This is a genomic window from Variovorax sp. GW821-FHT10D07 (assembly GCF_059415325.1).
Genome location: NZ_JBWKMZ010000025.1, coordinates 22774 through 39875 on the forward strand (window position 1 = coordinate 22774; position 17102 = coordinate 39875).

The 17102-nt window shown below is 70.2% G+C and carries 18 protein-coding genes; 8 read left to right on the top strand and 10 right to left on the bottom strand.

Annotation, left to right across the window (positions count from 1 at the left end; all coding sequences use genetic code 11):
* The first annotated feature begins 158 nt into the window (after positions 1 to 158).
* Positions 159 to 569 (top strand): hypothetical protein, encoded by a 411-nt coding sequence (locus AC07PU_RS40110; RefSeq protein WP_495323404.1) that lies wholly within the window; start codon positions 159 to 161, stop codon positions 567 to 569.
* Between the two features lie 115 nt (positions 570 to 684).
* Here AC07PU_RS40110 and AC07PU_RS40115 read toward each other — a convergent pair whose 3' ends face one another.
* Positions 685 to 882, bottom strand: coding sequence for a hypothetical protein (locus AC07PU_RS40115; protein WP_208511682.1), 198 nt, complete (start codon positions 880 to 882; stop codon positions 685 to 687).
* A gap of 306 nt (positions 883 to 1188) precedes the next feature.
* On the opposite strand from AC07PU_RS40115, the gene AC07PU_RS40120 reads away from it, so the two are divergent.
* Positions 1189 to 2424, top strand: coding sequence for a class I SAM-dependent methyltransferase (locus tag AC07PU_RS40120; protein ID WP_495323405.1), 1236 nt, complete (start codon positions 1189 to 1191; stop codon positions 2422 to 2424).
* Between the two features lie 10 nt (positions 2425 to 2434).
* Here AC07PU_RS40120 and AC07PU_RS40125 read toward each other — a convergent pair whose 3' ends face one another.
* Complete coding sequence (locus tag AC07PU_RS40125; protein ID WP_495323406.1) at positions 2435 to 2836, bottom strand: VOC family protein; 402 nt, start codon at positions 2834 to 2836, stop codon at positions 2435 to 2437.
* Between the two features lie 233 nt (positions 2837 to 3069).
* On the opposite strand from AC07PU_RS40125, the gene AC07PU_RS40130 reads away from it, so the two are divergent.
* Both AC07PU_RS40130 and AC07PU_RS40135 read left to right on the top strand, forming a co-directional pair.
* Entirely contained in the window at positions 3070 to 3534 is a 465-nt protein-coding gene (locus tag AC07PU_RS40130) for a (2Fe-2S)-binding protein (RefSeq protein WP_093342451.1), read from the top strand.
* A gap of 7 nt (positions 3535 to 3541) precedes the next feature.
* The gene (locus AC07PU_RS40135; protein ID WP_495323461.1) at positions 3542 to 5731 is read left to right on the top strand and encodes a xanthine dehydrogenase family protein molybdopterin-binding subunit; all 2190 of its coding nucleotides are present in this window, start codon (positions 3542 to 3544) and stop codon (positions 5729 to 5731) included.
* Positions 5732 to 5740: 9 nt separating this feature from the next.
* On the opposite strand, the gene AC07PU_RS40140 is transcribed toward AC07PU_RS40135, so the two are convergent.
* Together AC07PU_RS40140 and AC07PU_RS40145 are read right to left on the bottom strand one after the other, a co-directional pair.
* Complete coding sequence (locus AC07PU_RS40140) at positions 5741 to 6556, bottom strand: thioesterase family protein (RefSeq protein ID WP_495323407.1); 816 nt, start codon at positions 6554 to 6556, stop codon at positions 5741 to 5743.
* Positions 6549 to 7544, bottom strand: coding sequence for a Rieske 2Fe-2S domain-containing protein (locus tag AC07PU_RS40145; RefSeq protein WP_495323408.1), 996 nt, complete (start codon positions 7542 to 7544; stop codon positions 6549 to 6551). The genes AC07PU_RS40140 and AC07PU_RS40145 overlap by 8 nt, the downstream gene beginning before the upstream one ends.
* Positions 7545 to 7716: 172 nt before the next feature.
* On the opposite strand from AC07PU_RS40145, the gene AC07PU_RS40150 reads away from it, so the two are divergent.
* The 3 genes from AC07PU_RS40150 to mgrA all read left to right on the top strand — a co-directional run bounded on the left by AC07PU_RS40150 (position 7717) and on the right by mgrA (position 11167).
* The gene (locus AC07PU_RS40150; protein ID WP_495323409.1) at positions 7717 to 8364 is read left to right on the top strand and encodes a TetR/AcrR family transcriptional regulator; all 648 of its coding nucleotides are present in this window, start codon (positions 7717 to 7719) and stop codon (positions 8362 to 8364) included.
* Complete coding sequence (locus AC07PU_RS40155; RefSeq protein ID WP_495323410.1) at positions 8361 to 10016, top strand: acyl-CoA dehydrogenase family protein; 1656 nt, start codon at positions 8361 to 8363, stop codon at positions 10014 to 10016. Before AC07PU_RS40150 ends, AC07PU_RS40155 begins: the two co-directional genes overlap by 4 nt.
* 110 nt (positions 10017 to 10126) lie before the next feature.
* The gene (gene mgrA / locus AC07PU_RS40160) at positions 10127 to 11167 is read left to right on the top strand and encodes an L-glyceraldehyde 3-phosphate reductase (RefSeq protein ID WP_208511690.1); all 1041 of its coding nucleotides are present in this window, start codon (positions 10127 to 10129) and stop codon (positions 11165 to 11167) included.
* Between the two features lie 18 nt (positions 11168 to 11185).
* Here the strand turns inward: mgrA and AC07PU_RS40165 are convergent, their stop codons facing one another.
* Positions 11186 to 11392 carry a dodecin gene (locus AC07PU_RS40165; RefSeq protein WP_093341942.1) on the bottom strand — a complete coding sequence of 69 codons (207 nt, stop codon included), beginning with the start codon at positions 11390 to 11392 and terminating at the stop codon, positions 11186 to 11188.
* A 171-nt stretch (positions 11393 to 11563) separates the two neighbouring features.
* Here AC07PU_RS40165 and AC07PU_RS40170 point away from each other — a divergent pair, with 171 nt between their 5' ends.
* Complete coding sequence (locus tag AC07PU_RS40170; protein ID WP_208511691.1) at positions 11564 to 11764, top strand: hypothetical protein; 201 nt, start codon at positions 11564 to 11566, stop codon at positions 11762 to 11764.
* A 17-nt stretch (positions 11765 to 11781) separates the two neighbouring features.
* Here AC07PU_RS40170 and AC07PU_RS40175 read toward each other — a convergent pair whose 3' ends face one another.
* The 5 genes from AC07PU_RS40175 to AC07PU_RS40195 form a co-directional block, all read right to left on the bottom strand.
* Positions 11782 to 12957: a c-type cytochrome gene (locus tag AC07PU_RS40175; protein WP_495323411.1), complete on the bottom strand. Its 1176-nt coding sequence runs from the start codon at positions 12955 to 12957 to the stop codon at positions 11782 to 11784.
* Between the two features lie 25 nt (positions 12958 to 12982).
* On the bottom strand, positions 12983 to 13789 hold the full coding sequence (locus AC07PU_RS40180) for an ABC transporter ATP-binding protein (RefSeq protein WP_495323412.1): 807 nt from the start codon (positions 13787 to 13789) through the stop codon (positions 12983 to 12985).
* Entirely contained in the window at positions 13783 to 14895 is a 1113-nt protein-coding gene (locus AC07PU_RS40185) for an ABC transporter permease (protein ID WP_495323413.1), read from the bottom strand. Before AC07PU_RS40185 ends, AC07PU_RS40180 begins: the two co-directional genes overlap by 7 nt.
* Before the next feature lie 172 nt (positions 14896 to 15067).
* Positions 15068 to 16360, bottom strand: a complete 1293-nt coding sequence (locus AC07PU_RS40190; protein WP_495323414.1) for an acyl-CoA dehydrogenase family protein — start codon at positions 16358 to 16360, stop codon at positions 15068 to 15070.
* Between the two features lie 71 nt (positions 16361 to 16431).
* The gene (locus tag AC07PU_RS40195) at positions 16432 to 17025 is read right to left on the bottom strand and encodes a phosphatase PAP2 family protein (protein WP_495323415.1); all 594 of its coding nucleotides are present in this window, start codon (positions 17023 to 17025) and stop codon (positions 16432 to 16434) included.
* Between the last annotated feature and the right edge of the window lie 77 nt (positions 17026 to 17102).

The following is a 17102-nucleotide window of genomic DNA, read 5'->3' on the forward strand; positions in this document are numbered from 1 at the left end:
CGCTGGCGCGACAGCGTGGTGACAGCCCCGTACAGCGTCCCGGATCGACTGGCAACCCCTCGCAATGACGGAAACAATTGCTTGCATTCACTTGTAAAGAATGGTTTCATTCTGTTCAGAAATAAGGGAGCCAACTGAGCAGCGAGAAGGGAGTCAACGTGAACCATCACGGGTCGACGCTTCGAAACCTGGCACCTCGGGCAATGCTTGCCCTGTGCCTTCTGCCGCTGGCGGCCACGGCCGCCGACGGGACCATCCACTTCACCGGTGCGATCGTCGGCGCACCTTACGAGATGCGCGTCGACGCGAGGCCCGGCGCGCTCGTTCACCGCGTGACGGGCCGCACCATGGAAATCCGCTTCCTGCGCCAGGAGATCGATCCGCCCAGTGCCAGCGTGCGGGTCGATACGCTCGGCGAGCAGCCGCTGGCCATCGCGTTCATCGACGCGCGGGGGCGCACGACGCCGCTCGCGCCAAGCAGCGAGCGGTCGATCGGGCAGGACGGTGGGGTGTTGTCGATGGCGGCGCAGGCGGCCGCCGTTGCGCTCGTGACCGTGCGCTACGACTGAGCGCGCCCCCGGAACAGTCGGGGGAAAAGATTCGGACCATCCCCGGCGCAAGGCCGGGTGGAGCGGTTCGCGCCCCGCGGGCGCGCCTGTTCAGGCGATGGTCAGGGCCGGGCGATTACCGTCGCGCGACGGCTTCGCGGCTCGCGCGGGCGGCCACGGCCGCATTCACCGCGTTCTCGGTCGCCATGCGCCGGCCGCCGCACAAGGTGCACTGGTAGTAGCGCAACCACGGAAGCCAGCGCATCCAGGTGCGGCGCGGGATGCGTTCGAGATGAGCCAGCCCGCAGGCGCAGTTGGAAGATGAAATAGCCATCGGCATTGGAATTCAAGGTTGGTGTTCATCCGAGCTTTTTCCCTAGCCGAGGCTCTGAGGCCTGTGCGCAGCTTCGTTACGATTCCCGCAATTATTCTTTGTAAATAGTGCATTTGTATTACAGATTGTCAGATTTCTGAATACTGTAGTTTTCCCGCACGTTGCCGCCGCACCCACGGCTTCCCGTCAGATTCCAACGCTAAGTCGTGTCGCCATCAGGTCGAGCGCGGCATGTCCCTGCACATCCGAAGGAATCTCGCTATCGTGCTTTCCCGAATCGCAAGCAACACCAACACGGAGAAATGCATGCTTTGGGAAAAGAAGGTCGAACAGTGGAGCGCGGCCGTCCGCGCACGTGCCAATCTGCCCGCGCGGCTGACCTTGTGGGACGGCAAGTCGTACGACTTCGGCGACTTCAGCGGCCCCGCCGTCACCCTGCACGTGAAGTCGCCCTCGGCGCTGTCGCTGATGCTCGAGCCGACGCTGGCCAACCTCGGCGAGGCCTACGTGCAGAGCAAGATCGACATCGAGGGCAAGCTCAGCGACATCATCGACATCGCCTACGCGCTCGCGAAGAGCTCGCTCGACAGCGGCACCGGCGCCGGTGCCAGCGCGCTCAAGAGCATGGCGCGCTACTTCACGCACACCAAGGCGTCGGACCGCAAGTCGATCCAGTACCACTACGACGTCTCGAACGCCTTCTACCAACTGTGGCTCGACCCGAACATGGTCTATTCGTGCGCCTACTTCGAGAACGGCGACGAGGACCTCGAGACCGCGCAGCTCAAGAAGATCGACCACATCCTCACCAAGATCCAGCTGCAGCCGGGCCAGACCCTGCTCGACATCGGCTGCGGCTGGGGCGCGCTCGTGATCCGCGCGGCACGGAAGTTCGGCGCGCGCTGCGTGGGCGTGACCCTGTCGCAGAACCAGTTCGAACTCGCGACCGAGCGCGTGCAGGCCGCGGGCCTGGCCGACCGCATCGAGATCCGGCTGCAGGACTACCGCGACGTGGGCGGGCAGTTCGACCGCATCACCAGCGTCGGCATGTTCGAGCACGTGGGCCGCAAGAACCTGCCCGAATACTTCAAGCGCGTGCGCGAGCTGCTGGCCGATGACGGCGTGGTGATGAACCACGGCATCACCTCGTCCGACCCCGAGGGCGGCGGCGTCTCGTACGGCGGCGGCGACTTCATCGACCGCTACGTGTTCCCGAACGGCGAGCTGCCGCACATCGGCCTGGCGCTGCAAGCCATGCAGCAGGGCGGCCTCGAGGCCTTCGACATCGAGAACCTGCGCCGCCACTACGCGCGCACGCTGCGGCTGTGGAGCGACGCCTACGAGGCGCACACCGAGCAGGTGCGCGCGATGGTCGACGAGGAGAAGTTCCGCATCTGGCGCGTGTACCTCGCGGGCTGCGCCTATGCGTTCGAGAACGACGACGTGGCGATCTACCAGATCGTGGGCCGCAAGGCCGGCCGCGCCGCGAAGACATTGCCCTGGTCGCGGCGCTACATGTACGCCGGCGCGGTCGCGGCCTGAGCCGGCCGCGTCAGCCCGCGCCGCGGCAGCCGGCCTCGACGTTGTTGCCGTCGGGGTCGAGCACGTAGGCGCCGTAGTAGTGCATCTCGGCCGGCCCGCGCGGGCCGGGAAAACCGTTGTCGATGCCGCCGGCCTGCAGCGCCGCGCGGTGGAAGGCATCGACCTCCTGCGGCGTCTTCGCCGAGAGCGCGAGGTGGATCGGGCTGGCCGACACCTGGTGTGCGCCGTTCCAGAAGGCCGGCTGGTCGGTGCCGATCCAGACGAAGGGCACCGTCTGCTCGGTGCTGCGCACGAGCAGGAACGAATGGGCGCTGTTGTCGAGGGTCTGCAGGCCGAGCGCGCCCGCGACCGCGTCGTAGAAGCGGCGCGCAGCACGCAGGTCGCGCACCCTGAAGCCGATGTGGTCGAACATGGTGATCCTTTGCTGGCGGTCTGTGGATGATCGACGCCCGATCGGCGCCTGGGAACGGCCGCGCCGCGCATCGTGCGGCCGGACATGGCCTACGCACGATGTCCCGAAAGGAGGCTTGCGCGTCCTGCAGGAATTCGCACGGCGTGACATCCTCCGGTCGGCCTGCCTGCGTGCCGCACCGCCGGGTGCGTCGCGGGGGCAGCGAACCACCCCACGACAAGGACACGAACAACATGAAAGTCAATGGAATCGAACGCCCGCTCGACGTCGACGGCGACACGCCGGTGCTCTGGGCCTTGCGCGACGTGCTTGGCATGACCGGTACCAAGTTCGGCTGCGGCATGGGCCTGTGCGGCGCCTGCACCATCCATGTCGACGGCGCGCCCACGCGGGCCTGCCTCACGACCGTGGAATCGGTGGGCAAGGCGAACGTGAGCACCATCGAGTCGCTCGCCGCCACGCGCGTGGGCCGCGCGCTGCAGAAGGCCTGGCTCGACCTCGACGTGGTCCAGTGCGGCTACTGCCAATCGGGCCAGCTGATGTCGGCCACCGCGCTGCTGAGCAAGAACACGGCACCGAGCGACGAGGAGATCGATGCCGCGATGAGCGGCAACGTCTGTCGATGCGGCACCTATGTGCGCATCCGCACGGGCATCAAGGAGGCGGCACGCGCGCTCTCCGGAAAGGCGGTGGCCTGAGATGCTGATCGATCGACTGACGGAACACGCGCCGGCGGACTCGCCCGCGCTGTCGCGCCGCGGCTTCCTGAGCATCGGCGCCGCGCTCGGCGGCGGCCTGCTGATCGGCGTGGGCCTGGGCGCCGTGCCCGATGCGGCAGAGGCCGCAGGAGCCTCCACGGGAACCCCGCCCTGGACACCCAATGCCTTCGTGAAGATCGCGCCCGATGGCCGCGTGACCGTGACCATGGGCTACATCGAGATGGGGCAGGGCACCTACACCAGCGTGCCGATGCTGATCGCCGAGGAGCTCGAGGTCGACCTGGCCGCGGTGCGCGTCGAGCATGCGCCGCCCGACGACAAGCTCTATGGCAATCCCCTGCTGGGCTTCCAGGTGACCGGCGGCTCGACCACCATCCGCGCCGCCTACGAGCCGCTGCGGCGTGCCGGTGCCACCGCGCGCACGGTGCTCGTGCAGGCCGCGGCCCAGCGCTGGAAGGTCGCGCCCGACAGCTGCAAGGCGGCCCGCGGCGAGGTCGTGCATACGGCCAGCGGCCGGCGCCTGAAGTACGGCGCGCTGGTCGCCGACGCCGCGAAGCTGCCGCTTCCCGAGAAGGTCGCGCTCAAGGCGCCGGCCGATTTCCGGCTGATCGGCACGCCCGCGAAGCGGCTCGACTCGCCGGCCAAGGTCGACGGCAGCGCGCTCTACGGCATCGATGCCAAGGTGCCGGGCATGAAGGTCGCCACGCTCGCGCAGTCGCCGGTGTTCGGCGGCCGCCTGCGCAGCGTGGACGACAGCAAGGCGAAGACGGTGCGCGGCGTGCGCCAGATCGTGCGGCTCGACGACTGCGTGGCGGTGGTGGCCGACCACATGGGCGCGGCGAAGAAGGGCCTGGCGGCGCTCGCGATCGAATGGGACGGCGGCGCCAATGCGGGCATCGATTCGGCGACGATCGTCGAGTCGATGAAGCAGGCTTCGCTGCAGACCGGCGCGGTGGCGCGCAACGAAGGCGACAACGCGGCGGCGATGACCGGCGCGGCGCAGCGCCTCGAGGCCGTGTACGAGGTGCCGTTCCTGGTCCATGCGGCGATGGAGCCGCTGAACTGCACGGTGCATGTGCGGCCCGATGGTTGCGAGGTGTGGGTCGGCACCCAGGTGATCACGCGCGCACGTGCCGCGGCGGCGGCCGCATCGGGCCTGCCGGTCGAGAAGGTCACGGTGCACAACCACCTGCTGGGCGGCGGTTTCGGCCGCCGGCTCGAGGTCGACAGCATCACGCGCGCGGTGCAGATCGCGAAGCAGGTCGACGGCCCGGTCAAGGTGGTGTGGACGCGCGAGGAGGACACGCAGCACGACATGTACCGGCCGTACTTCTACGACCGCGTGAGCGCGGGCCTCGATGCGCAGGGCCGGCCGGTGGCCTGGCGACATCGCATCACGGGCTCGTCGATCCTCAAGCGCTGGCTGCCGCCGGCCTACAACAACGGCTTCGATCCCGAGACCATCGACGGCGCCGAGAAGCCGCCCTATGCGCTGCCGAACATCCGCATCGAATACGTGAACCACGAGCCGCCAGTGCCCACCGCGTTCTGGCGCGGCGTGGGACCGACGCACAACGTGTTCGTGGTCGAGAGCTTCATCGACGAGCTCGCGCATGCGGCCAAGGCCGATCCGGTGGACTACCGGCGCGCGCTGCTGGGCGCCAACCCGCGCGCCAAGGCCGTGCTCGAACTCGCGGCGCAGAAGGCCGGCTGGGGCACGCCGCTGGCGCCGCAGCACGGGCGCGGCGTGTCGCTGCAGTTCGCCTTCGGCACCTTCATGGCGCTGGTGGCCGAGGTCGAGGTGCCGAAGGATGGCGGCGAGCCGGTGGTCAGGCGCGTGGTGTGCGCGCTCGACACCGGCGTGGTAGTCAACCCCGACACGGTGCAGGCCCAGGTGCAGAGCGGCGTGATCTTCGGCATCTCGGGCGCGCTGTGGGGCGAGGCGACGGTGAAGGACGGACGCATCGAGCAGTCGAACTTCCACGACGTGCGGCCGCTGCGCATCAACGAGACGCCGGCGATCGAGACCCACATCGTGGCCAGCGGCGAAGCGCCCGGCGGCATGGGCGAGCCCGGCACCTCGGGCATCGCGCCCGCGATCACCAACGCGATCTTCGCGGTGACCGGCAAGCGCGTGCGCAAGCTGCCGGTGTCGCGCGGGCTGACGAGCGCTTGAGCTGAAACGCTAGCGCGCGAAGACGAGCAGCGTCTGCGTCGCGAAGCCGAAGCGGCCGCGCTCGTCGTGCAGCTGGCTGAAGGTGCAGCCGCTGCCGTCGGGCGCGACCGTGGTCACGGCATCGAGGCCGATCCAGTCGCCGGCCGGCTGCCGCGCGAGCTGCAGCGAGAGGTCGGCGTTGGCGAAGTTGAAACGCTCGACCGGCAGTACCCAGCTCAGGCCATTGCCGAAGTCGGCCGCGGCGGCCGCGCGCATCGCGGGCGAATTGGCCGCGCCGGCCACCAGAGGCACGCGCAATCGAAACCATGCCGCGGCCGGACCGGGCGCCGCGGCATCGCCGGCCGCCACGCGGCTTTCGGTCGCCGTGTAATAGAACGAGCGCACGTCGGGCAGGCCCGGGATGCGCAGCGCTGCCGTGCAGTCCGAGGGTGCCGGCATCGACAGGGCAGGGGCCAGCGGCCTTTGCAACGCTTCTTCGGGCGGCACCACGGGCTGCGTGCGCACCAGCAGCGCATGCGCCTTCGCCACCGGCTTGCCCTGGGCCAGCAGCGAGATCTCGACGCGCGCGGTGGTGCGGCCCGCCTCGGTCATGACGGCGGACAACAGCAGGTCGACCGGCACCGGCCGGATCAGCTCGACCGTGAGCCGCGCGAGCTGCCAGCCTTCGCCCTCGACGGCCGATTCGGCGATGTGCGCGAGCAGGCCGCAGGGCGCGCCGCCATGCTGCGCGCGCGGATCCCAGGGACCGCGCGCGAGCTCGCTGGCGCGCCAGGTGTTCGCGTCCTCGCGCACGAAGACGGCATCGGTGGCGGCGAGTTCATGCATGGGCGGCGATCTCGATGCGGCGCAGGGGCGCGGGGGCCGGGACTTCGTCCTCGGTCTCGAACTGCTCGGCCCAATGGCGGAAGCGCATGATTGGTCCGTCTCCCTCGGCGAGGCTGGGGCGCTTCCAGCGCATCTTGTGCTCCCAGATCGGCACGTCCTGGCTCACCTGGTGGATCGCCTCGTCGATCAGCGCGAGGCTCATGTCGGGCGAGGCGATGCCCTGCAGCCGGGCCATCAGGCTGAAGCTCACGGCGACGCGGCCGGCCTCGATCGGCACCACCGAATCGACGAACAGGATCTCGGCCAGGTCGGCGATGCGAAAGCGCACGGTCGCGAAGTAGGGGCCGTACAGCGAGGTCTGCAGGAAGCCTGGCAGCCGGCCGCGCGGCGTGTTGAAGTCGTGCAGGATGTTCACGTGCAGCGCCGGCCCCGCGGGCTCGAAGCGGTCGAGCCGCGCCAGCGTGGCCACGCCGTGCAGGTGGTGGAAGTGCGTGGTGTCGACGATGTTCTCCTGCACCTCCTGCCAGATCGTCGCGACCTCCCAGCGCTGGCGCCGGTAGCGCGACCACTGCGCATCGCCATGCTCGGGCATCACCGGCACCTCGAAGCTGGGCGCGATGCCGCGCGGATGCCACCACACCATCACCAGCCCGTTGCGCTCGACCAGCGGCCAGGACTTCAGGTGCCGCATCTCGAGGCGCGGATTCGGGCTGTAGGGAATGTCGGTGCAGGCGCCGTCGCCTGCGAACTGCCAGCCGTGGAACGGGCAGCGCAGCAAGGTGCCGCAGACGCGGCCGCCGTGGCCGAGATGGGTGCCGAGGTGCGGACAGTGCGCATCCATCGCATGGGCCTGGCCCTGCATGTCGCGCCACAGCACGAACTCGCGGCCCATGGCCGTGAGGGGCTGCACGTCGCCCTTGCGAAGGCCCTCGCTGTAGGCAGCCTGGAACCAGCCATGACCGAAAGAGGAGTCGTCGAACCTGCGCATGGAGAAGCTTCCTTGGTGGTTGAACTGGACGCCGTGGCCGCCGGCGGCGTGATCGTTGCGATGCGGCCGAGGCGTCGAAGTATAGGGAGCCGGAGTGCAATTGCAATAAGAAATGAACTGTGATTCAATTCTTCGCGTGACCTACCGACGCACATCCAAAGTCGAAGAGCGCATGACGCTCACGCGCGAGCGCATCGTGCTGGCTGCGCTCGAACTCGTGGCCACCCATGGCTACGGCGGCACCACCATGCCGATGGTCGCGGCCACGGCCGAGGTCTCGACCGGCTTGCTCTATCAGTACTTCCCGTCGAAGACCGACCTGTTCGACGAGGTCTTCCGCCAGGCCTCGCAGCGCGAGATCGACGCCTGCGCCGCCGCGGCCGCCTCGGAGAGCGGTGCCGGCGAGCGATTGGCCGCGATCATCCGCACCTTCGCGCACCGCGCGCTCAAGCGGCCCAAGCTCGCGTGGGCCCTGCTGGCCGAACCGGTGGCGCCGCAGATCGACGAGGACCGGCTGCGCTTTCGCGAGCCCTATCGCGCGATCTTCGTGACCGTGATCGAGGACGGCATCGACAGCCGCGAGTTTCGCGCGCAGAACGCGCACACCAGCGCCGCGGCGATCGTCGGCGCGCTGGCCGAAGCCATGATCGGCCCGCTCGCGCTCGGCGTGCTGTCCAAGCGCGCGGCGCAGCGCGTGGTCGAGGACATCGTCGCGCTGTGCCTGGCCGCGGTGCTCGACCACGCCGCGCGAACCGCCCCCGCGAAGAAAGGGCAGGGCGCGAATGCGCCGGTTCCGCCTTCGGCAAAGGAGACACCATGACCGACTTCATCCAGCCCCATCCCGAGCTGTCGAACCGCTTCGCGAGCGACCGCACCTTGCACCACACGCTCGAACGCCTGCTGCCCGCCGAGGTCTTCGCCGACGCGAGCCCGCTGTTCCAGCGCATGGGCGAGCGCGCGATGCGGGAGATTCCCGCGCTGGCCGCGACGGCCGAGCACAACGTGCCGCGCCACGAGCCCTTCGATGCCTGGGGCAGGCGCGTCGACCGCATCGAGGTCGATCCGGCCTGGCACCGCCTGGTCGACATCGGCCTCGAGGAGGGCCTGGTCGCGCTGCCCTACGAGAACCCCTATGGCGAGTTCACGCGCGTGGTGCAGGCCGGCCTCGTGAACCTGTACGACGGCGCGGGCGCGGTGGCCTCGTGTCCGCTGGTGATGACCGATGGCGCCGCGCGCCTGCTCACGCTGCACGACGAGGCACTGGCCGCGCGCTACAAGCCGAAGCTCACGGCGCGGCAGGGCGGCTGGACCTCGGGCCAGTGGATGACCGAGAAGGAGGGCGGCTCCGACGTGGGCCAGACCTCGACCGTCGCGCGTCCGCGCGGCGACGGCACCTGGTCGCTGCACGGCACCAAGTGGTTCACCTCGGCCACCACCTCGCAGATGGCGCTAGCGCTCGCGCGGCCCGACGACGCGGTGCCGGGCAGCCGCGGGCTGTCGCTGTTCCTGGTCGAGCTGCGCCGCCCCGACGGCAGCTGGAACCACATCGCCGTGCGGCGCCTGAAGGACAAGCTCGGCACGCGCGCCCTGCCGACCGCGGAGCTCGAGCTCGAAGGCACGGTCGCGGTGCCGGTCGGCGGCATCGATCGCGGCGTGGCGAAGATCGGCGACCTGCTCAACGTCGCGCGGCTGTGGGCCTCGTGGGGCGGCCCGGCGGGCGTGGGCCATCTGCTGATGCTGGCGCGAGACTACGCGACCCGCCGTCGCGTATTCGGCCAGCTGCTCGCCGAGAAGCCGCTGCATGCGCAGTGGATCGCGCGCATCACGGCCGAGTACGAGGCGATGCTCGCGCTCAACTTCGAAACCGCGCTCGCGCTCAATCGCCACGAGCGCGGCACCGGCGCGCCCGGGCTCGCGCGGCTGCTGGCGCCGCTGACCAAGCTGGCCTGCGCGCGCCAGAGCATCTGGGCCGCGAGCGAGCTGGTCGAGAGCTTCGGCGGCGCGGGCTATGTGGAGGACACGGGCATCCCGCGCGTGCTGCGCAACCTGCACGTGCATTGCATCTGGGAGGGCACGACCTCGGTGCTCGCGCACGACGTGCTGCGGGCGCTGCGCGCGCCGGAAGCGGGCGAGGCCTTTCTCGCCGACATCGACGGGCGGCTCTCGACGCTCGCGGGCCATGGCACGCGCGCGCCCGATGCCATCGTGCATGCGCGGCGCACGCTCGCGGAGCTGATGCCGCGCGCGCAGGAGAGCGATGGCCGGCGCCTGGCCTGGGGCATGGCGCGCACCTACCAATCGGTGCTGTTGCTCGAAGCGGCCGCATGGCGCCAGGCGCGCAAGGCCGAAGGCTCGGGATGGACCGCATTGCGGCTGTTCCTGCAGGACGCGCTGGTGCCGCCGGTGCTGCCCGCATCGGACGAGGAACTCGCGGCGCTGGCCTTCGGACGCGACACGGCCGTGGCGTCGTAACGCAGCGGGCCGGCGGCCTGCGCGCCGACGCGATTGCCGCTATCCTCGAACGCGAAGTACCGGCGCCGGTATGGCGCCTTTCTCTTTCTCTTCGCGTTCTTCCATCGCCCATGACCTACCTCGCCGCCTCCACGCGCTACGAATCCATGCCCTACCGCAAGGTGGGCCGCAGCGGCCTCGTGCTGCCCGCCATCTCGCTCGGCCTGTGGCACAACTTCGGCGACACCACGCCGATCGCCACCCAGCGCCAGCTGCTGCGCACCGCCTTCGACCTCGGCATCAACCACTTCGACCTGGCCAACAACTACGGCCCGCCCTACGGCAGCGCCGAAACCAATTTCGGCCGCCTGCTGCGCGAGGACTTCAAGCCCTACCGCGACGAGCTGATCATCTCGAGCAAGGCCGGCTGGGACATGTGGCCCGGCCCCTACGGGCAGGGCGGCGGCTCGCGCAAATACGTGCTGGCCAGCCTCGACCAGAGCCTGCAGCGCATGGGCCTCGACTACGTCGACATCTTCTATTCGCACCGCTTCGACCCGCACACGCCGCTGGAGGAAACCGCCTCGGCGCTGGCCCAGGCCGTGCAGCAGGGCAAGGCGCTGTACATCGGCATCTCGTCGTACTCGGCCGGCAAGACGCGCGAGATGGCCGCGCTGCTGCGCGAATGGAAGGTGCCGCTGCTGATCCACCAGCCGGCCTACAACCTGTTCAACCGCTGGATCGAGAAGGACCTGCTCGGCGCCACCGAGGAACTCGGTGCCGGCGTGATCGCATTCACGCCGCTGGCGCAGGGCCTGCTGACCGACAAGTACCTGCAGGGCGTGCCGGCCGATGCACGCATCAACCGCCCGGGCGGCGGCTCGCTGAAGCCCGAGCATCTGTCGGATGCCAACATCGAGCGTGCGCGCGCGCTGAACGCGATCGCGCAGCGCCGCGGCCAGTCGCTGGCCCAGCTCGCGCTGACCTGGACCCTGCGCGATCCGCGCGTGAGTTCCGCGCTGATCGGCGCGAGCCGGCCCGAGCAGATCGTCGACAACGTGGCCGCGCTCAAGGGTGCGCCGCTAAGCGCGGAGGAGCTCGCAGAGATCGACCGCCATGCGGTCGAGGGCGGCGTGAACCTCTGGGAAAAACCGTCGACCGACTTCGCCTGAACGAGCCGGCGCTCACGCTCACTCGAGCGTGAAGCCGATCTTCAGCGTGACCTGCCAGTGGGCCACGCGGCCCTCGGCCACATGGCCGCGCGTCTCGACGACGGTGAACCACTGGATGTTGCGCACCGTCTCGTGCGCCTTGGCGATCGCGCCCTGGATCGCGTCCTCGATGCTGGTGGTGGACGAGCCGGTGAGTTCGAGGCTCTTGTAGACGTGGTTCGACATGGTCGGTATCTCCTGATGTGCAGCGATGCGGAGGGAAGAAAGGATGCCGGTCCATCGTACGCCGCGCACCGCGCGGCAGGGCGATCACGGAATGCATCAGGTAACTCGCAATCCGTCTTTGAGTTGCCGCATGCCTTGCGCAGAATCGATGCGTTACCCATCGAGTCCCCCATGCCCTTGCGCACCTACCATTCCGTGGCCGACCAGGCCCAGCTCGTCATCTCGCGCACCGCCACCGCGTGGCGGGTGCCGCCCGCGTCGGCCCATGCGATCGCGCGCCGCGCGGCCTACGGCCATGTGCCGCGCCGTGCGCTGCGCCGCCTGCAGGCCATGGCCACGCTGCGGCCCGCGGTGCTGATGCATTCGTGGTGAACGACGGCGCCGCGCCGTCAATGCACGAAGCCGCCCTTCACGAAACGCACCGGCTGCGCATCCATGCGCGTGATCAGCGCGCCGAGCCCGTCGGCCGCGGCCACCGGCGTGGTTGCCGTGCCTGAAGCAGTCTCCGCGCGGCACAGCAGATCGTCGTCGCTCCATGCGCTCTTGCCGGGCTCGCCGCGCGCGCGCAGCCAGCCCGCGCGATCGACCAGCAACTGCGTGCCTTCGAGCTTCTCGGTGGCCGCGATCAGCGAGAAGGCCTCCCACGCCGCGGGCGAATCGGCCACGCAGGCGATGCTCCGGTCGTCCTGTTTCGAAGCAGCCGCGGGCTCGCGCTCGAGCAGCACCGTCACCAGGCGCGGGTCCTCGAGCAACGCACTTGCGTTATCGCCACCGGCCACGATCCGCATGCGCTGGCCGCGCCAGCTGCTGAGCATGCGCACCGGCTTGCCGTCGCAACGCACCGCCATGTCGGGCGGGCTCACGGGCTGGGCCCACACGCCCGCCACGCGCAGGCTTTCGCCGGCGGCCTGGGCCTTCATGTAGTCGATCAGGGCCCAGGCGTCGCTTTCGCTCAAGCGGCCTTGAAAGCCCGGCATGGTCGCTGCGCCATGGCGATCGCGCGTGCCGTGCAGCACGCGCCACAGCAGGTCGCCGTCGGCGCGGCGCCAGAGCAGCGGACCGGTGAGATTGGGCGGCCACACGGGCTGTGCCGCCGCCAGCGGGCCCTGGCCGCGTCCGTCGCTGCCGTGGCAGGCCACGCAGTTCTGCGCATAGAGCGTGCGGCCGCGCGCGATGGCCTCGGCGCTGAAGCCCGCCGCATGCTGCTGAAAGCTCGTGGGATGCGCGGGCACGAGGACCACATTGGCATCGGGCCAGGGTGCCAGCACCACGGGCAACACCGCGGCGCCCAGCCGCCAGATCCGGCGCCGGCGCCAAAGCAGGGCCACGACCAGCACGAGCAGCGACAGTCCCAGCAGCACGACACTGATGCCGAGCCGGCGCGCCTGGCCCAGATCGATCAGCAGGTTCTCGCCCGACAGCCGCTCGGCCCAGGGCCAGGCGGGCTGTCCGTGCGCATGGGCGACCAGGCCCAGCGCATCGAGCAGCCGCAGCAGCTGCAACTGCAGGGTCTGCAGCCCCTCGATCAGGACATTGAGCCAGGCCGCATCGGGCAGCGCGTTCATCGCGCCCGCGCCTCGAAGGCCGGTCTCACCAGGTCGCGTCCAGGCCCAGGTGGCGCAGCGCCTCGTGCCGCAACTCGGCCAGGCGCGGATCGCCGCGATGGCGCGGGTAGGGCAGGTCCACCACCAGCTCGGCCGCGATGCGTGCCGGCCGGTCGCTCAGCACGATCACGCGGTTGGCCAGGAACAGCGCCTCTTCGACGTCGTGCGTGACCAGCAGCGCCGAGAAGCCGTCGCGCTGCCAGAGGTTCACGAGCTCGCTCTGCATGGCGATGCGCGTGAGCGAATCGAGCTTGCCCAGCGGTTCGTCGAGCACCAGCAACTGCGGGTCGTTGACCAGCGCGCGCGCCAGCGCCACGCGCTGCGCCATGCCGCCCGACAGTTGATGCGGATAGGCCTTCGCGAACTCGGTGAGGCCCACGCGCTGCAGCGCCTCGTCGACCCGGCCGCGCTGCGCGTCGAGCACGCCGCGCGCCTGCAGGCCCAGCGCCACGTTGTCCCAGACGCTGCGCCACGGGAACAAGGTGGGGTCCTGGAACACCACGATGCGCGAGGGATCGGGCTTCTCGATGGTCTCGCCGTTCTGCGTGATGCGTCCGGTGGTCGCGGGTTCGAGGCCGGCCACCAGGCGCAGCAGCGTCGACTTGCCGCAGCCGCTCGGGCCGAGCAGCGCGACGAACTCGCCGGGGCGCACCCGCAGGTCGATGTTGTCGAGCACCTGCAGCACGCCCGTGGGCACCTCGAACCAATGGCTCACGCCGTGGATGTCGATCAGCGCGCCGGTGCGGGCGGCGGTGCCTGCCTCGGCGGCGGGGGAGAGGACGGCTTCTACCATTTGACGGTTCCCTTCTGCCACGACAACACGCGGTCGCGCACCTTGAACAGCAAGGTGATCAGGCCCGAGCACAGCGCGGCCATCACCAACAGCGCCGCATACATGTTGGCGTACGAGGCCCAGCCCTGGGCCCACTGCAGGTACCAGCCGAGGCCGGCCTTCACGCCCATCATCTCGGCCGTGATCAGCACCGAGAACGAGGCGCCCAGGCCCATGAACAGGCCCACGAAGACCTGCGGCAGCGCGGCCGGGATGGCCACGCGCAGCACCAGGAAGCGCTCGGAGGCGCCCAGCGTGCGCGCCACGTCGTAATAGCTCTTGCCGACCGAGGCCACGCCCGACCAGGTCAGCACCGCGACCGGGAAGAAGGTGGCGAGGCCGACCAGGAACACCGCGGCCACGTAGCTCGAGGGCGCGAAGAAGAAGGCCAGCGGCAGCAGCGCCGACGCGGGCACCGGGCCGAGGAAGCGCAGCAGCGGATGCACCCAGTAGCCCGCGATGCGCGACCAGCCGACCGCCACGCCGGTGACGAAGCCGACCAGCGCGCCGATCACGAAGCCGTTGGCCAGCAGGCGCAGCGAGTAGGCGGTGGACAGGCCCAGGCGCTGCCAGTCCTCGTGCAGCACGTCGATCAGGCTCTGCGGCGGCGCGAAGAAGGGGGAGGGCAGCACGGCGAGCTTGGCGGTGGCGATCTCCCACAGCGCGAGCACCAGCGCCGAGGCCACCAGCCACTGGCCGGCGGGACGCAGCGTGCGCGCGACGCGGCCGGCGCGCGGGCCAAGCAATGCAATGACGAGGAAGACCGCGGCGATCACGAGCGTGGCGTAGCCGAATTCCTCGGTGAAGTTCCAGTCGCTGAAGCCGATCGGCTTGTTGGGCCACAGCAGCGTGAGCAGGCCCAGCGCCAGCCAGGCCGCGGCGGCCAGCACGCCGGTGCGCCAGACGCCCGGCGGCAACGCGTGGCGGCGCGCGAGCACGGTTGCGGCATCGGTGGCCACCGGTGCGGGCGGACGCGGCGCGCGCGGCGTCGGGGCCGCCGTGGTGCCGCGGAACTCCGGCGCGTTCAGCACGCCGGACACGTCGAGTGCGTGATCGGCCGAGGTCATGCCTGGGCGCTCCCGGTGGCAGGGTGATCGTCGAAGAGGGTCATGGGAATTGCTCCGCCGGAGGATGAAGAAGGGAAGGGCGAGTGTTGGCGCTGCACCCGCCCCGGCCAACGAATGAATGCACGCATGGATATGCGGATTCGTCGGCTGCGGCATGTCGCCGCCGGGGCCTTCAGGACGAGACGTTCGCGCCCACGGCCCAGTAGAAGGTGGGCCGGGCGCCGTTGAGCAGGTGGTCGCCGACCACGCGGCCCTTGTAGATGGTCGGGTTGTGCGAGGCCAGCGTGCGCGCGTTGCGCCAGTGGCGGTCGAGCCGGATGTCCTCCTGCAGCGCCGAGGCGCCACCGACATCGAACAGCCGCGTGCCGGCCTGAAGCACCGCGTCGACGATGCCGGCCTGCGCCTTGGCGGTCTCGAGCTCGACCTGGAACAGCAACTGATCGGGGATCGCTTCGCCGCGCTGGCGCAGGCGGTCGATCTCGCCCAGGGTGCGCGCCACCGCCTGCACCGTCGAACTCGCGACGAAGGCCGTGCTGGCGAGCTGGCCGACGACCTGCTGCACCAGCGGGTCCTCGCGCGGCGTGCTGCCGCTGCCGTGGCTGTAGACGCGCTTGCGCGGCTGCACGAAGTCGACCGCGTCGCGCACGATCGCGCGCGCGATACCGGCCAGGGTGGCGAGGTGCGTGAGCTGGAACTGCGCGGTCAGCGGCGTGGGCTGGTCGCGCACGTAGAGCAGCACATGCGCCGGATCGACGCGCACGTTGCGAAAGCGCGTGGTGCCCGAGGCGCTCAGGCGCTGGCCGAAGCCGCGCCAGTCGTCGACGCGTTCCACGCCCGGCGCTTCGGAGGGCACCAGCGCGATCACGCGGTCGCTGCTGCCGTCGTCGTTGTGGCGCTGCGCCGAGACCGCGATCCATTCGGCATAGAGCGTGCCGGTGCTGTAGTACTTGTCGCCCTCGAGGCGCCAGCCGTCGCCGTCGCGGCGCAGCGTGGTCTGCATCTGGCCGAGCGGGCCTTCGCCGAGCTCGGTGGTCGCGTTACCGAAGATCACGCCGTCAGCCGCGAGCCGCAGCCAGGGGCCGTGCAGCGCGGGATCGATCTCGGCGAACAGGCGCTCGATGAAGCCGAAATGGGCGCGCAGGATCTGCGGCAGGTTGGAATCGGCCTCGCCGAGCTCGATCAACAGGTCGAAGAACTGCTCGACCGAGGCGCCGAGTCCGCCTTGGGCGACCGGCACGCGCAGCGCGCCGAAGCCGGCCTGGGCCAGCCAGGCCACGGCGTCGTGGGCCAGCAGGCGTTCGTTCTCGCGCTGCACCGCGCCTTCGGCGATGCGCGCGAAGATCGGGCGAAAGCGGTCGGCGAGCTGGTCGCAGGAAGGCGGTTGGGGTTGCGAGGCGCGCGGCGGCACGGCCACAGGCGATGGGGTGCCGGGCGCGGTGCGCGGCGGATGCGTGAGGGATTCCATGGGGCAGCGACTTTGCAGCCGCGCCCTTCGATTGGGAAATGCGCTTTTCGAGTTTTCTTATGCCGCGCGGCTCAGGCGCGCGGCCTCGGCATCGTCGGCCAGCGCTTGCCCGCCAGGCCCGGTATGCGGGCAGCGAGTTGCTGTGCCCCGAGTTCCAGCATCCACCAGGCGGCGCCGAGCAGGCCCGCCATGAGTGCGCCGAACATCAGCCCGACCGCGATGTCGAGCGGGAAATGCACGCCCACGTGGATGCGCGCCCAGCCCGTGGCGGCGGCCACCGCGAACAGCGCGATGCCCGGTGCGCGCAGCGCCGGCCGCGCGAGGAAGGCGAAAGCCACCATGAACATCACCGAGGCATGCGTGCTCGGCAGCGCGGCGCTGGCGCCGTGCGGGATGTAGGCCGGCACCAGGCCCAGGATGAAGGGCCGCGGCATGTTGATGCGCGCGGCGATTTCCTGGCACAGCATGGCGGTGAGCCCGGCACCCGCGAGCATGAAGAGCACATAGGCCCGATGGCCGGGCCGGCGCCAGGCAGCGGCGCCGATCACGGCCGTGGAGAGCCAGGGACCGCCGAGCGCGAGCCCGACCGCGATCGCCAGCACCCAGGGCGTGGGATGGGTGCCGGCGGCGAGCCATTGCAGCAGATCGAGATGGAATGCGTTCATGCAGCCTCCCGGAACGAACGGGAAGGGGCAAAGACAGTGCGCGGGCAGGCACGAGCGGCGCGGCAAGGACGCGGACG